Origin of the sequence: Noviherbaspirillum aerium (assembly GCF_008929045.1) — a bacterium.
GTDB lineage: Bacteria > Pseudomonadota > Gammaproteobacteria > Burkholderiales > Burkholderiaceae_D > Noviherbaspirillum > Noviherbaspirillum aerium.
The window spans coordinates 56,441-71,212 of record NZ_VFAH01000027.1; the positions used below are offsets into that span (position 1 = coordinate 56,441).

Sequence of the window (14,772 nt, forward strand, 5' to 3'; positions counted from 1 at the left end):
TGGGATCTCGTTCAACCATGGAGGTAACACTATGTACGAGCTTCAAGTGGAGGGCATGACGTGCGGTGGTTGCGCCAACAGCGTTACCCGGTCGGTGCGGGCAGTCGACAGCAATGCGAAGGTCGATGTGGATCTGAAAGCGAAAAAGGTCCGCATTGACACCAGTGTTCCACTGGAAAAAGTGTCTTCGGCAATCGCCGATGCTGGCTACCCAGTCGTCGCCAGCGCGACCCTGTAGACCGATGGTGGAGTGAGCTTCACTCCACCAACTTCAACTAAAGGAACCTAGGCATGGCCACGATCAAGGTACAGCCACATGCTGAATATGCACCGGGCGGCGCATCGATGGAAGTCGCATCCGGCACCTCGATTTGTGATGCTCTGCTCGACCATGGCGTTGAGATTGAGCACGCTTGCGGCAAGGTTGGCGCCTGCACGACCTGTCATGTCATTGTGAAGCAAGGATTCGATTCGCTCAATCCGATGGATGACAATGAAGAAGACATGCTAGATCAGGCATGGGGTCTTCAACCCCACTCCCGCCTGTCCTGCCAGGCCCGACTTGGCGCTCAGGATGTCGTCGTCGAGATTCCGAAGTATTCCATCAACCACGCTAAAGAGAATGCATAGCCGGGCGAGTTTCAGATTGCAGGTCGGCGGACTCATCCGGCCAAACTTGACCTAGGTCATTTAATTTTAAGGTGTCATTTTATACGATGGGTCAGGTAGCGCCACGTCAATCACTTGCCAAGGACTGTCGTCATGAATTCAAGATCTAATTTAATGCGCCGTCTCACCCCGATCATGTTGGCGGGGGTTCTCGCCGCTTGTGCCTCCCCGGACAAGGTTGGTACCGCGGGTACCGTAGACCACCTGGCACACCAGCGCGCCGGGACCAGCGGCCCGGGCCAAATGGGGATGATGGGACAGATGGACATGAAGTCGATGTGCGCCATGCATCACAACATGATGGCGAAGAAAACGCCCGAGGAGCGGGACGCCATGATGACTCAACACATGAAGTCCATGTCTCCGGAAATGCGAAGGCAGCACATGGCGATGATGGATGAGAAGTGCAGATAGCCCCACCCTGCGTTACACAAATCCCGATTCCTACGTGACCCAGGAGCCTACCATGAATACGCATCGCTACTCAGTACGTTTTTCCGTCGCCACCCGCGTCAAATGGATAGTCACCGCCATTCTGGTCGTGGCTGCCTATGTCGTATGGACCGAATACAAAGGTCAGGGCGCAGAGCTATTGCCCTATCTCTTCCTTCTGGCCTGTCCGTTGATGCATCTGTTTCATCATGGCCATGGGAGCCACGCGCACCACCATCAAAGGCGGGAGGCAGCGGACACGGAAGCGCTGCCGTCAGCCTCTGTCCCGCCAGTTCATACAAAACCTAACGAGTTCAACCGTCTATAACAACATGCCGCAGGAGGGTTCATGAATCGCCAATCCGACCGACCGCACCAAGATCATCATCACGGTCATCACCATGGACACGACGATGCCGTCACGGCCGTCGTTGCGGACAAGCCATTCACGGACCCGGTATGCGGAATGAAAGTCGGTGCGAATCCTGATAAGACCATCGAATACCAGGGGACCGCTTATCATTTCTGCAGCGCCAAGTGCATGGAGAAATTCAAAGCCCACCCCGACGCTTATCTGAATCCGGTCAAAGCCGAGCCCGCGCAGGCAATGCCGGAAGGTACCATCTATACCTGCCCGATGCACCCGGAAATCAGGCAGCCAGCGCCTGGCAATTGCCCGAAATGCGGCATGGCACTTGAGCCGATGATGCCGTCGCTGGATGAAGAAGACAATCCGGAACTGGTCGACTTTCGCCGCCGCTTTTGGTGGACATTACCGCTGACTGTTGTCGTCACCGTTCTGGCGATGTTCGGCCATCGGATTTTTGCGCAAGGCTTGCCCGGTCAAAGCTGGATTGAGCTGGCACTCAGTACGCCGGTCGTTCTTTATGCGGGCTGGCCATTTTTCGTGCGATGGTTGCAGTCGATTACGAACCGCAGCCCCAACATGTGGACGCTGATCGGCACGGGCACCGGAGCTGCCTATGCATACAGCGTCGTCGCAACGGTTGCCCCTGACCTGTTTCCCTCCACATTCCAGATGCACGGACGCGTCGGCGTCTATTACGAAGCGGCCGCGGTCATCATTTCGCTAACGCTGCTGGGGCAGATTCTTGAATTACGTGCACGCTCGCAGACCTCGGCGGCAATCAAATCACTCCTTGGGCTCGCACCGAAAACCGCCCGTCGGATACTCGATGATGGCACCGAGGAAGACGTCCCCCTGACGCATGTCCATATTGGCGACCGGTTGCGGGTACGCCCCGGGGAAAAAGTCCCGGTCGATGGCGAAGTGCTGGAGGGGGAAAGCGCCCTTGATGAATCGATGCTCACAGGAGAGCCTGTCCCGGTCACCAAGCGGCAAGGCGACAAGCTGATCGGCGCCACGATCAATACCAGCGGCAGCCTGGTCATGCGTGCCGACAAGGTCGGTTCGCAGACCATGCTTTCGCAGATCGTGCAAATGGTGGCCAATGCCCAGCGTTCCCGTGCGCCGATGCAGCGATTAGCCGATGTCGTGGCTGGTTATTTTGTGGTTGTCGTGGTCGGCATCGCCATCCTTACGTTGCTCGGCTGGGGTCTCTTTGGCCCGGAACCGAGCTGGGTCTATGGCTTTGTCAATGCCGTTGCGGTGCTGATCATCGCCTGTCCTTGTGCCCTCGGCCTGGCCACGCCGATGTCCATCATGGCATCCACCGGACGCGCTGCCACGCAGGGCATCCTGTTTCGTGATGCGGCCGCCATCGAGGAAATGCGCAAAATCGATACGCTCATTGTCGATAAAACCGGCACCCTGACCGAAGGCAAACCCGCTTTCGACCGGGTGGCTGCTGCACCGGGTTACACCGACACCGATGTGCTGCAGATTGCGGCCAGTATTGACCAGGGCAGCGAACATCCGTTAGCCCATGCGATCGTCGATGAAGCCCGTCGGCGCGGCCTTGCTCTGGACAAGCCTGAGACGTTCGAATCCTCGAGTGGGATCGGCGTGCGCGGCATCGTTGCCGGGCGGCGCATCGCCCTCGGCAATACGGCGTTGATGGACCAGGAAAACGTCAACTGGCAGATCCTTGGTAACCGTGCCGAAGAGTTACGCAATGAAGGCGCGAGCGTCATGTATCTTGCCGCCAACGGCGCGTTGGTCGGCTTGCTGGCGGTATCCGACCCGGTCAAGGCAACGACGCCGGAGGCACTGGAAGTGCTGAAGTCCGCCGGCTTGAAAGTAGTGATGGCCACCGGGGACGGCGTCACCACGGCCAAATCCGTGGCCCGGCGCCTCGGTATTGATGAGGTCTATGGTGAAGTCAAGCCCCAAGACAAGCTGACGCTGGTGGAACGGTTTCAAACCGACGGAAAGCGGGTTGCGATGGCCGGAGACGGCATCAATGACGCGCCGGCGCTTGCAAAGTCCAACGTCGGCATCGCGATGGGAACCGGCACCGACGTCGCCATCAACAGTGCCCATGTCACGCTGGTCAAAGGCGACTTGCGTGCGATTGCCCGGGCACGCAGCCTCTCCGTCGACACAGTACGAAACATGCGCCAAAATCTGGGGTTTGCATTCATTTACAATGCGATGGGCATTCCGCTGGCAGCGGGACTGCTCTATCCGTTCACGGGCCAGTTGCTTTCTCCGATGATTGCCGCGCTTGCGATGAGTTTGAGCTCAGTTTCCGTAATCACCAACGCGTTGCGGTTGCGTGGTACTGGGAGCCAGGCATGACTACCTTGGGGCTGGTCGCACGGCCGCCCGGCGCTATTCTGGAGAGACGGCCAATTGATAAGTCAACGGTTAAATAGCCATTGCTTCTGCGTGAGCCTCAATTCCGACACACTGAAACAAGCCTTAATCAGCGAACTGGGGTCACCGGATCTGACCGCTCTAGTCGAGGAACGCAGCCCTTACCTGTTCTCCGCACGCCCTGTGTTCATCTCGGAGGAGCAGGCGGCGCGGATGGCCGCCGTCATCCGCGCGGTGGAGGCCGTGGTTGCCCTGCCAGCGTATCGGGAACACGTGCTTGAGACTGCACCGGAGATAGCACGTCACGATCCCGGTGGCGCGAAAGGCGTCTTTTTCGGCTATGACTTCCACGTTGCGGGTGATAGCGTCGGCGTGATCGAAATTAACACGAACGCCGGCGGTGCAATGCTCAACGCGGTCATGGCGCGTGCCCACCACGCCTGTTGCCTCGATAACCAGACGATGGCATTAGCGACCGACCAGGCAGGCACGTTAGAAAAGCGCATCGTCAGCATGTTTCTTGACGAGTGGGCGATCGCTAAACGTGAACGGCCATTGCGCACGATTGCCATTGTTGACAAGGACCCTCGTCAGCAATACCTGTATCCCGAGTTTGTGCTGTTCCAGAAGATGTTCGCACGTAACGGCCTCCAGGCGGTGATTGCGGATCCGTCGGAGCTCAGCATCCATGATGGTAAGCTGACGCATGGCGCGCTGGAGATTGACCTTGTTTATAACCGGCTAACCGACTTCATGCTGGACGACCCGGCGAGTGCGGTCCTGCGTACCGCCTATCTGACGAACGCCGTGGTCCTTACCCCGCATCCGCAGGCGCATGCGCTCTATGCAGACAAACGCAACATGACCCTGTTCAGCAACGCCGACTGTCTCACGAAGCTGGGAGCCTCTCAGGAGGATCGGGATGTGCTGTTGCAGCACATCCTTCCGACCGAGGTGATCGACCCGGCACAAGCGGATCGCTTATGGGCGCACCGTCGCAATCTGTTTTTCAAGCCATCAGCCGGCTATGGCAGCCGGGCCGCATACCGTGGTGACAAACTGACCAAGCGCGTCTGGCAAGACATTCTGGCGGGCGGCTACGTCGCACAACACATCATGGCACCGGGGGACCGCGTGTCGGGATCGGCGGACGCGCCTGGATCCCTGAAATTTGACATCCGCTGCTATGCCTATCAAGGACAGATACAATGGATCGCTGCACGCCTGTATCAAGGGCAAACGACGAACTTCCGCACCGCGGGGGGCGGATTCGCACCAGTCTATCGTCTTCCTGATCAAGATGTTGCGCAGGCGACATCCGGCTGCACAAATAACTGCGGCTAGCCGAGATACGTTATGTTCGTTGGCCGAAAGCGCAATACCTTGGACCTCATCTATTGAATAATGACCTTGCCATGAAATTCTTGTTGCCTAAAACCCGGTGGCTTTACGCTGTCGTCCTCTCGACTGTTACGCTCATTCCCGCGTCGTACAGCCTTGCCCAGCAATCCTTGACGGCCGGTGTGCAAAAGCGTCTTGGCGACTTGTTCTCTGAATCCAAGGAAGAAGCGCTGCTGGAGCCAGACAAGGCATTTCAGCTGAAAGTCACCGCCTCGGGACCCACCACCTTGATCGCCGAGCTGATACCGGCTCCTGGTTACTATCTTTATCGCGAACGCATTCGCTTTGCACTCAAAAATACAAAGGGAATTGCGATTAAATCCGTCAAGCTCCCTGCCGGGAAGGTGAAGAACGACCCAACGTTCGGAAGGATGGAAACCTACGAGAAACCGACACAGGCCGAGATCACGCTCGAGCGCGCGCCGGCGGCAAGATCGCTGACGCTGGCAGCAGGGTATCAGGGTTGTAATGAGAAAACCGGAGTATGTTATCCGCCAATGGATAAGGAAATCAGCTTGAACTTGCCCTGACGGGTTACCAGGATCATGTGACCGAACGCTTGCAGGCGCGGGCTCCGCTCGCGCCTTTGCCATCGCCCCTGTCCGCCCCTACCTTCGATGCAAGGCTAACGGCCTTAATGATGTATTGCCAATGGAGCGCAATGGCTGGTCGCGAGATCTTCGATGATCGGGCAGTCCGGTCGCTGATCGCCGTTGCAATGCTCGACCAGATGCTGCAATTGGTTGCGAATCGATTGCAGCTTTTCGATATCCCTGTCGAGTTCAGCCATATGCTGGCGCGCGAGCGTCTTGACTTCGGCACTCTTGCGGGAACGGTCTTCCCATAGCGCGAGCAGGGATTTGATGCGTTCAATGGAAAAGCCGAGGTCGCGGGACCGCTTGATAAAACGCAGCATCTGGATATCTTGCTCTGTGTACTTCCGGTAGCCTGCATCGGTACGCGCGCTCGGGGGGACCAACTCGATGCTTTCATAATATCGGATGAGCTTGGCGCTGACACCCGAGGCTTTTGCGGCTTCACCAATATTCATCATCGACTTCCTCCGTTTCGATTTCCTGACGGTACAGGGCTAATTTCGCGTCCGATAGCATGTAACGTCGCTTTACCCTCAGTTCACAGCCGATCGTGGCTTCCAACGGCGAAGCAGCAATGCGTTGCTGACGACGCTCACTGAACTGAATGCCATTGCCGCCCCCGCGATCACCGGGTTCAGCACACCAAATGCTGCCAGCGGAATGCCGACCAGGTTATAGATGAATGCCCAGAACAGGTTTTGCTGAATCTTTCGGTAAGTCCGTTTTGACACGTCGATTGCGTCGGCAACCAGTGCCGGGTCGCCCCGCATCAGGGTAATGCCCGCGGTATGCATTGCCACATCGGTACCGGTCGACATCGCAATCCCGACGTCGGCAGCGGCCAGCGCCGGCGCATCATTGATGCCGTCACCGACCATGGCCACCTTTCGGCCATTGCTCTTGAGGTTAGTGATGACATCGGCTTTGTCGGCCGGGAGCACTTCCGCGCGAAACTCGCTGATCCCGACTGCCGCCGCCACCATCCTCGCGCTACCGGGGTTATCGCCAGTTAGCATCACTGCATGAATCCCCATGTCCTTGAGCCTGGCCACTGCATGTTTCGCGGACGGTTTCAATGTGTCTCCGAAGGCAAGCAGCCCCTCCACTTCCATCCCGGTATCGGACCGCACCGCAAGCCATGAGACCGTTCTGCCTGCCACCTCATGAGAGCGAGCGATTTCTTCCATCGCGGTCGTCGCCACACCCAGTTCCTGCATGAGCCGCCTATTGCCAAGGTAGACGCTCACGCCGCCAACCTCGGCCTGCACGCCGCGTCCCGGCAATGCCTTGGCACCGGTCGCAGCATGTAACGTAACGCCGCGGTCTGCCGCAGCCGCGGTAACGGCTTTGGCAAGCGGATGATCGCTGTATTGCTGCACAGCCCACGCATGCTCGAAAGCGTCCCGCTCGGACCCGTCACGGGCTTCAAGAGCGACCAGGGCTGGCTTTCCTTCGGTCAGCGTACCGGTCTTGTCGAAAGCGACTGCGGTGACCGCATGGGCGGTTTCGAGCGCCTCTGCATCCTTGATCAGGATGCCGTATTTGGCTGCAATACCAGTGCCCGCCATGATCGAAGTCGGTGTGGCCAGACCCAGCGCACACGGACAGGCAATCACTTGTACCGCAACGGCGTTAAGCAAGGCCTGCTGCCAATCACCGGTCAGTAGTCCCCAGCCAAAAAAAGTCACACCGGAAATCAGCAAAACCACCGGTACGAAGACCGCGCTGACTTTGTCGACCAGGCGCTGGATCGGTGCCTTGACCGCCTGCGCGTCCTCGACCATCTTGATGATCTGCGACAGCATGGTTGCGCCGCCCACCGCAGTCGCTTCTAAAATCAACAAGCCGTCAGCGTTCACGGCGCCGCCGGTGGCCTGGTCGCCGACTGACTTGGCTACCGGAAGGCTTTCCCCGGTGAGCAATGACTCGTCCAGGTGGCTGGCGCCTTCGACCACAATCCCGTCAACAGGGACACGATCGCCCGGCCGCACGATCACCCTGTCTCCAACCCGAACCTGTGCGGTCGGGATCTCAACGTCGAGCCCGTCGCGACGAACCATCGCCGTGGTTGCGCGCAACGATTCAAGTGCACGTAAGGCAAAGACCGTCTGTTGCTTGGCGCGGGCTTCCAGCCATTTTCCAAGCAGCACAAGCGTGATGACAACAGCGGAAGACTCGAAGTACAAGTGCTGCATGGCGCCATGGTCACCATGAGCGAACAACAGATACACCGATAGGCCATACGCTGCGCTGGTGCCAATAGCGACAAGCAGATCCATGTTGCCCGAACGTGAAAGCAGCGCCTTCCATCCGGCCTTGTAGAACCGGGCGCCGAGCCAGAACTGTACCGGGGTGGCAAGAAGAAGCTGTATCCAGCCGGGCAGCATCCAGTCCCTGCCGAAGGGAAGCATGAACATCGGCGCGATGAGGGGGAGACTCAGGGCCGACGACAAGGCAACCGGCCACCAGCCCGGAAGTGCGTGCGCCGGGGAAGGATCTCGCCTGTCGGAGGTAGGAGTCGCGGCTTCATACCCGGCCTTCTGAACGGCGGCGAGGAGCGCTTCGATGGCCACGCCGGTCGTCTTGATCTGTGCCTTTTCCGTGGCGAGATTGACCGATACACTGGTGACTCCAGGCACTTTTGTGATCGCCTTTTCAACACGAGCCACGCACGATGCGCAGGTCATGCCGGAAATTGCGAGTGTTACTTCCTCTTCGGGGACCGCGTAACCCACTTTTTTCACTGCAGCGGAGAGCGCATCGATCCCAACTGCGGCCTCAGACCGTACGGTAACTTTCTCGGTTGCAAGATTTACCGAGGCCGTTTCCACACCCGGGACTGTTTTCAACGCTTTCTCAACCCGTGCGACGCAGGATGCACAAGTCATTCCTTCGATTCTGAAAGTGACATCCGTCATCCCGGCCTTATTGCTTACGACTGTATCCATCTAATTCTCCTGAGGCGTTATCGTAACAATAGCCCTTCCAGCGATGGCAAGGTCAAGGATTGTTTCGCATTCTCGACCGATGACACGCGACTGTGCGAACGCTCCCGTTTCGCTAATAAAAGCCGACTTCGCAACGCTTCAGAACCTGCAACTTTGTTGCCATGCTGGACACTAACCGAGATTTTGGGAAAACATCGAATGATTGGCACGATTTCAGGTACGCCTCAGCCGGACATGAGGGAGGAATGGGCGACAGTCAACGGCGTGAAGGTCCATTACGTCACCGCGGGCGCCGGGCCGGCCATGATTCTTCTTCACGGGCAAGGGGAAAACTGGGCAACGTGGCAGCACGTCATTCCCGAGCTGGCGCGTACGCATCGCGTCTATGCTATCGATCTACCAGGTGCGGCACAAAGCGGCAAGCTCGCTTCTGCGGTTACCCCACCTTCGTACTATTCTGACTTCCTTGCCGCATTTCTGGACGAGCTTGAACTATCGCGCGTGGCATTGGTGGGAAGCTCGCATGGAGGTCTGATTGCATTACGATTTGTGCTAGCTGCACAGGAGCGCGTTACGGCCCTTTGTCTCGCCGACAGCGCGGCGCTCGGGCGGGAAACACACCCGCTGCTGGTCATGCTTGCCCTTCCCTTTGTCGGGGAAACCATCAGCCTATGGTGCACAACGCCGTGGGGGGCAAGCCAATGGACATGGATGCTCGCATCGATTGCCTTTTCCCGGCCGCACCGCATTCCACTGTCCTGGTATTCGAACGCCTTCCGTCTGGCTCGCCAGCAAGGACATATCATGGGGGGCGTGGTGGCTCCGGTACGGGGGCAGCTTGGGCTGACCGGGCAAAGAGAGGTCCTTCTGGATCTGCTAGTGCAATTGGAGATTCCGACCCTGGTCGTCTGGGGCGAGGACGATCAAGTTGTCCCTAGCCGCCATGGCACTGCCGCCGCGCGCCACCTACGGCGAGGCAGGATGGTGCTGATTCCGGAATGCGGGCATTTGCCTCAGGTCGAACGGCCAGCGGAATTTGTGGCAGCCCTTAGCACATTCCTGCAGGATGATGTGATCAATGCCGTAGCCGAGCCGTCCTCTTCCACAAGCACCCGATAAATAGGCGTCAGTAACGGGAACGGGGGTATGTTGCCGTCAAGTCCGGTCTTGCGCGGCATAAGCCCTCCTTGCATGGCAGCGCTCCCGAGGTTGCGACCGTTAGCCTTGGCGCGCACATGGCTGGGGGTGGGGGATCAAGCTGTCCCTAGTCAAGATCAAACCATCGCGGTAGCACGCGTTGACAAATTCGTCAGCTGAACAGTCATCTCATTGATCAAGCCCTTTGCAGGGCATTGGCTTGATCAATGAGAGAGCGAGCCCAGAAATCGCTTACCCGCGTAAGTGCAAGTGGCTCCAGTACTTCTGAAGAAGAGAGCCTCTCTGCGCTCTTTCTGACAGCAGGTACGCCGGTCGTCCTTAATTGCCACCGCGGTAAAGCTCGTCAAGAGCGCCAATCCGATTGGCATTAGCCTGAATCGCTTCGGCCCTGACCTCCGCGCGGCTTCTCGAGGAGACGAACTTAGGCTGATAAGGATAGAATGGTTCATCACCGACACCAATGAGACCCTGCGCCTGCGCCTGCGCCTGCCTGAGTTCTTCCTGGACCTGTGCTCGCGATTTGGTTGAACGGATATGCTCCTGCCAGTTAGTGCCCTGATCGCCGATCCATTTATCGTCGGCCAGAGCTGTCGAGCCGATTCCAGCAGACAGCAAACCTACAATAACAGCAACGGACAGCGAGATCGATTTCATTTTGCACTCCTATGGATAATGGGGGAAAACTTCCGGATCGCTTTCTTACTGCATCGATCCATGAGTGCAAGTTTAGGAGCCGGGTGGCAACGCGAGTCTGACATGCCCATTACAACTGCGTAATGCTTTGCGCTACCCTCTCCTGAAGTATCGTTGGGCAGCCGCTGACCTGAGCGGTACAACAACCGGTGATGAGGGTGGAAACGAGGGATGGCGACTACGTCATACCGCGGGTGTCGCGCTGCCACGCCTGGAAACACGGCATGTGCCTGACGCGAAACCGTCCAGGCGCGAAGATGGCGCTACCTTTTCTTCTTCCGTATCGCCAATGACGTTGACGCGGGAGCCGCTTTGGATTTTCGACCCGAAGGCTTCGGCCGCTTGTGCTGTTGGCGCAGATAATAATAGAAGCCTAAAACAGTCAATAAGATGAGGGCACCCACAATGCCTAGGGTTGGTAACATTGATGAAGGCAATGGCCCACCGGTGTAAAACATGTCTTCTCTCTGAAAATTGAGCGGAGCACTGATAGCCCCGCCCGGGAACATTAATGCATCGCTGTCCGCATCGATGCCATCGCACTGCAAGACTGAGCGCAACGGCGGCAAGCTTCCACACACTCTTGCATCATCGTGGCGCTCTGTCCGGGATGCGATCCGGCCATCCGCTCGCAAATATCGCCACATGTTGTGCAGATCTGGGCGCACAGAGCGCACGTGTCAAAGTGCATTGGTGAATTTCTGCTCATCAAACGCGCATCAAGCAAGCAAATATCGGCGCAATCCAAGCATGCAGCGATACACTCTGCCATACCGGGCATGTCCATTCGAATGCATTCGGCGGCACACATTTCACAGGCGCGCGCGCAATCCAGACAGTTCTGGATACATTCCATCATGTGCTGCTGCATTTGCGGGTTCGCCTGCGTTTGAGACTGGGTAGTCATAGTCATGGTTTTGCTCCAAAAGAGTTAATGTTGGTACGCTTGGTTCTCCCTGATGCAAAGGACAAGGTCAATCTGCCATGTCTCTGGTTAATGTATATAGACTCGCTGGGTCGGCCATGTTCCCCGATGGCTTCTTATTTACCGAACAAGTCCAATCAGCTTGTTCCTGCGGTCGAACCACCTCGATTCTGCGCCCTGTCGGCCCACTCACACCGGCGGGACAGGATGCAGGAGGGCAGCATGTCAAGCAACGAGTCAGCAAGGAAGCCTGTCGCAACTGGATGCATTCCGTTGATCAGAGTACGAGATGGAACCTTCACGGTCAGGAAGAACGTGGAGGTCGCTCCAGGCGAGCTGGAATGTAACTGGTGAAAAGTGTTATAGGATGAGCGCCGAAAGCGGCTTCATGTCCAATGGCTGGACGCCACGAGTTCCGGGTTGGAAGAACTGAAGCGCTGATGCAGCACATAGCGCATGCACTGCTGCGCACATCCTGACTGGGGGACGTGTCGCGCGATTGTCCAGGTTGCAGGGCGACCTTGTCGGCACCGATGCCGACATCATGGCCAGCAAGCGTCACGGTGACCTTTTTATTAGCCGAATACGCCGCACGTTGGTTCTTTGCAATAGATGCCGCCGCGTGGTGCCAAGGACCGCAAGACACACTGTTCGCAGAGGCTACTGCTTGCACAGGTAGCACAAGGATTAGCATCCATATCCATAGCATCTTGGCGAATCGGCCCATCATTTTAGTCTAGCATATAAAAAAGTCACGGCAACGCCCCTCCTTCCCATATCGAGGAGGTCGATATCAGCCGCGGTCATGACGGCGAAGTGCTTGCTGTGTGCATGCATTCTCTTTGGCGCCTGAACATTACAGCTTTGTAATGTGGAAATTGAGGTTTATCGGTGAAAATATGCATCAACTGATAGCGAAGAATAGGGAGAACCATGCGGGTCCTAGTAGTGGAAGACGAAACCAAAGCCGGGGAATACCTCCGTAAAGGACTCTCCGAGTCCGGCTTTGTCGTCGATCTGGCACAGAATGGGTTGGATGGCCTGAATATGGCGCAGACCAACACCTACGATGTCATCGTGCTTGACGTCATGCTTCCGGGGCTTGATGGCTGGAAGGTCATCCAGGAGCTGCGTAAAACAAAGGAAACGCCAGTGCTGTTCCTGACTGCAAAGGACCAGCTTGAGGACCGCGTCAAGGGACTGGAACTCGGCGCAGACGATTACCTCATCAAGCCGTTCGCGTTTGCCGAACTTCTTGCCCGCATCCGCACCCTGCTCAGGCGCGGTCCCATCCGCGAGGCAGAACTTCTCAAGATTGCGGACATGGAAATTGACGTACTCAAGCGGCGAGTGACCCGCGCCGGCGAAAGGATCGACCTCACTGCCAAGGAATTTGCATTACTGCATCTGCTGGCGAAGCGCAAAGGAGAAGTTCTCTCCCGTTCATTGATCGCTTCGCAAGTCTGGGATATGAATTTCGATAGCGATACCAACGTCGTCGATGTGGCGATACGACGGTTACGTGTGAAGGTGGACGATCCGTATTCCAGCAAACTGGTCCATACGGTGCGCGGCATGGGTTATGTGCTGGAGGAACGTGGGTGATTCGCTTTTTGCCGCATTCGCTTACTACGCGTTTGGCATTGCTGTTTGCCGCCGCAGCCTTGCTCACGCTCAGCGTCGTCGGCGCCTATTTGTATCGCTCGCTGGCCGTTCAGTTGCAGTCCAGGGATGAACATGAACTGATTGGAAAGATCGAGCAGTATCGGCATATCCTCATTGAGACGCCCTCGGTGCGCGCGATTATCGAACACCAGCATCGCTTCGTCGACGTCGCCACCGGCCACGACGGCTTGATCGTGTTTCTACGCGCTGCAGATGGACAGATACTGATGCGCAACCGGAACGATGCCGTTTCACTGCCTGACATTGAAGTTGTGCCCGCTGATCGCGTCCCCGCGGAAAGCGCATTACAGGTATGGAGGTACGCGCCCGGGAAAGTGGCGACGACGATATCAGCGTGGGGCAGGCTTGCCGATCCAACGACGCAGGTGCAGATCATCGTTGCGCGCACCGCGTCAGAGCGCATGGAATTGCTGGGCGAGTACCTGATGGACATTCTCGGAGCCGTTCTGGCCGGCGCGGCGTGCGCAGCCATGCTTGGCTTCATCGTAGTGCGGCGTTCGTTGCGACCAGTTAAAGCGGTTGCGCAACAAGCGCATTCCATTACGGCGCGCCGCCTGGACAAGCGCCTTGATGCGAGTGCCGTCCCCTCTGAGCTGCAGGCTCTCGTGAAATCCTTTAATGCGGTACTCGATCGTTTGCAGGAAAGTTTTCAACGGCTATCCCAGTTTTCCGCCGATCTTGCCCATGACCTGCGTACTCCGTTATACAACCTGACCATGCAGACGCAGGTGGCGCTTTCCAAACCAAGGGCCGAGGAGGAATACGTTGCCTTGCTCGGTTCCGGGCTGGAGGAGTATGAGCGACTGACCCGCATGGTGGAAAGCATGCTTTTTCTTGCCAGGGCCGACAATGCGCAGGTGGCGCTCAGCCGTAGCGCCCTCGATGGCAAGGAGGAGCTGCAGCGTATCGCCGAGTATTTCGAAGGTATTGCTGAAGATGTTGGCGTCCGTCTTGACGTCGAAGGCAGTGCCACCGTCAACGCCGATCCCGCGTTGTTCCGCCGGGCGGTCAACAACCTTGTCTCCAACGCGATACGCTATACCCCTTCCGGCGGCACGGTGTCGTTGCACGTGGAACAGAAGCCAACGAGTACCCTCATTAGCGTCAGTAACCCCGGCCAAGGCATCGATGCCGAACACCTGCCACGCCTGTTCGACCGGTTCTACCGGGTGGACGAGGCGCGCAGCCAATCCACATCTTCCACCGGGCTCGGCTTGGCCATCGTCGCTTCCATCATGAAACTCCATGGTGGTCAGGCGATGGTGTCGAGCACCCCTAATGAAATGACAACGTTCACGCTTTTGTTTCCCGTGAAGCACTGACCCGACGCCATGACCTGGCTCTCCAGGAAGGGAAGATGCCGCTCAAGGAACCATCGCCCCCTCGCTGTCGGTAAATAGTCGTGCCTGAAGTACTGATGCGAGCCAGTACTGGTGCGGGTCGGCGGGGAACTTTGGGGATTTGAATTCACCAGAAACAGGGTACGCCGCTACGATTTTCCGGTGAATTCATGGCCCCCAAAGA

At 57.5% G+C, this 14,772-nt stretch carries 14 protein-coding genes; 10 read left to right on the top strand and 4 right to left on the bottom strand.

The features are described 5' to 3' along the window. Positions 1–31: 31 nt before the first annotated feature. From FH061_RS25440 to FH061_RS25470, 7 genes are all read left to right on the top strand, one after another. A complete protein-coding gene (locus FH061_RS25440; protein WP_151638632.1) occupies positions 32–238 on the top strand; it encodes a heavy-metal-associated domain-containing protein in 207 nt (68 codons plus the stop codon). Positions 239–291: 53 nt separating this feature from the next. After that, a complete protein-coding gene (fdx, locus tag FH061_RS25445) occupies positions 292–630 on the top strand; it encodes an ISC system 2Fe-2S type ferredoxin (protein WP_151638633.1) in 339 nt (112 codons plus the stop codon). A gap of 153 nt (positions 631–783) precedes the next feature. Continuing rightward, positions 784–1,083, top strand: coding sequence for a hypothetical protein (locus tag FH061_RS25450; RefSeq protein ID WP_192805257.1), 300 nt, complete (start codon positions 784–786; stop codon positions 1,081–1,083). A gap of 52 nt (positions 1,084–1,135) precedes the next feature. Then, on the top strand, positions 1,136–1,429 hold the full coding sequence (locus FH061_RS25455; RefSeq protein WP_151638635.1) for a DUF2933 domain-containing protein: 294 nt from the start codon (positions 1,136–1,138) through the stop codon (positions 1,427–1,429). Positions 1,430–1,450: 21 nt separating this feature from the next. After that, positions 1,451–3,823 carry a heavy metal translocating P-type ATPase gene (locus tag FH061_RS25460; RefSeq protein ID WP_151638636.1) on the top strand — a complete coding sequence of 791 codons (2,373 nt, stop codon included), beginning with the start codon at positions 1,451–1,453 and terminating at the stop codon, positions 3,821–3,823. 90 nt (positions 3,824–3,913) lie between these two features. Next, positions 3,914–5,185, top strand: coding sequence for a hypothetical protein (locus tag FH061_RS25465; protein ID WP_225984883.1), 1,272 nt, complete (start codon positions 3,914–3,916; stop codon positions 5,183–5,185). Between the two features lie 71 nt (positions 5,186–5,256). Further along, complete coding sequence (locus FH061_RS25470; RefSeq protein ID WP_151638638.1) at positions 5,257–5,772, top strand: protein-disulfide reductase DsbD N-terminal domain-containing protein; 516 nt, start codon at positions 5,257–5,259, stop codon at positions 5,770–5,772. Positions 5,773–5,876: 104 nt separating this feature from the next. Here the strand turns inward: FH061_RS25470 and cueR are convergent, their stop codons facing one another. Next, positions 5,877–6,293, bottom strand: a complete 417-nt coding sequence (gene cueR, locus FH061_RS25475) for a Cu(I)-responsive transcriptional regulator (protein WP_151638653.1) — start codon at positions 6,291–6,293, stop codon at positions 5,877–5,879. Between the two features lie 78 nt (positions 6,294–6,371). Next, positions 6,372–8,786, bottom strand: coding sequence for a heavy metal translocating P-type ATPase (locus FH061_RS25480; RefSeq protein ID WP_151638639.1), 2,415 nt, complete (start codon positions 8,784–8,786; stop codon positions 6,372–6,374). 198 nt (positions 8,787–8,984) lie between these two features. Here FH061_RS25480 and FH061_RS25485 point away from each other — a divergent pair, with 198 nt between their 5' ends. Then, entirely contained in the window at positions 8,985–9,905 is a 921-nt protein-coding gene (locus tag FH061_RS25485; RefSeq protein WP_151638640.1) for an alpha/beta fold hydrolase, read from the top strand. A 357-nt stretch (positions 9,906–10,262) separates the two neighbouring features. Here the strand turns inward: FH061_RS25485 and FH061_RS25490 are convergent, their stop codons facing one another. Together FH061_RS25490 and FH061_RS31265 are read right to left on the bottom strand one after the other, a co-directional pair. Further along, positions 10,263–10,598 (bottom strand): DUF4148 domain-containing protein, encoded by a 336-nt coding sequence (locus tag FH061_RS25490; RefSeq protein WP_151638641.1) that lies wholly within the window; start codon positions 10,596–10,598, stop codon positions 10,263–10,265. 547 nt (positions 10,599–11,145) lie between these two features. After that, a complete protein-coding gene (locus FH061_RS31265; protein ID WP_318841048.1) occupies positions 11,146–11,550 on the bottom strand; it encodes a four-helix bundle copper-binding protein in 405 nt (134 codons plus the stop codon). 945 nt (positions 11,551–12,495) lie between these two features. On the opposite strand from FH061_RS31265, the gene FH061_RS25500 reads away from it, so the two are divergent. Further along, a complete protein-coding gene (locus tag FH061_RS25500; RefSeq protein WP_151638642.1) occupies positions 12,496–13,167 on the top strand; it encodes a heavy metal response regulator transcription factor in 672 nt (223 codons plus the stop codon). Beyond that, the gene (locus tag FH061_RS25505; RefSeq protein ID WP_225984884.1) at positions 13,164–14,570 is read left to right on the top strand and encodes a heavy metal sensor histidine kinase; all 1,407 of its coding nucleotides are present in this window, start codon (positions 13,164–13,166) and stop codon (positions 14,568–14,570) included. The genes FH061_RS25500 and FH061_RS25505 overlap by 4 nt, the downstream gene beginning before the upstream one ends. The last annotated feature ends 202 nt before the right edge of the window (positions 14,571–14,772 follow it).

Excerpts from the sequence above, each read along its gene's own strand:
- cueR (WP_151638653.1), bottom strand. The coding sequence starts at position 6,293 with ATGAATATTGGTGAAGCCGCAAAAGCCTCGGGTGTCAGCGCCAAGCTC.
- FH061_RS25490 (WP_151638641.1), bottom strand. The coding sequence starts at position 10,598 with ATGAAATCGATCTCGCTGTCCGTTGCTGTTATTGTAGGTTTGCTGTCT.
- FH061_RS25440 (WP_151638632.1), top strand. The coding sequence starts at position 32 with ATGTACGAGCTTCAAGTGGAGGGCATGACGTGCGGTGGTTGCGCCAAC.
- FH061_RS25500 (WP_151638642.1), top strand. The coding sequence starts at position 12,496 with ATGCGGGTCCTAGTAGTGGAAGACGAAACCAAAGCCGGGGAATACCTC.
- FH061_RS25455 (WP_151638635.1), top strand. The coding sequence starts at position 1,136 with ATGAATACGCATCGCTACTCAGTACGTTTTTCCGTCGCCACCCGCGTC.
- FH061_RS25470 (WP_151638638.1), top strand. The coding sequence starts at position 5,257 with ATGAAATTCTTGTTGCCTAAAACCCGGTGGCTTTACGCTGTCGTCCTC.
- fdx (WP_151638633.1), top strand. The coding sequence starts at position 292 with ATGGCCACGATCAAGGTACAGCCACATGCTGAATATGCACCGGGCGGC.
- FH061_RS25460 (WP_151638636.1), top strand. The coding sequence starts at position 1,451 with ATGAATCGCCAATCCGACCGACCGCACCAAGATCATCATCACGGTCAT.
- FH061_RS25450 (WP_192805257.1), top strand. The coding sequence starts at position 784 with ATGCGCCGTCTCACCCCGATCATGTTGGCGGGGGTTCTCGCCGCTTGT.
- FH061_RS31265 (WP_318841048.1), bottom strand. The coding sequence starts at position 11,550 with ATGACTATGACTACCCAGTCTCAAACGCAGGCGAACCCGCAAATGCAG.
- FH061_RS25480 (WP_151638639.1), bottom strand. The coding sequence starts at position 8,786 with ATGGATACAGTCGTAAGCAATAAGGCCGGGATGACGGATGTCACTTTC.
- FH061_RS25485 (WP_151638640.1), top strand. The coding sequence starts at position 8,985 with ATGATTGGCACGATTTCAGGTACGCCTCAGCCGGACATGAGGGAGGAA.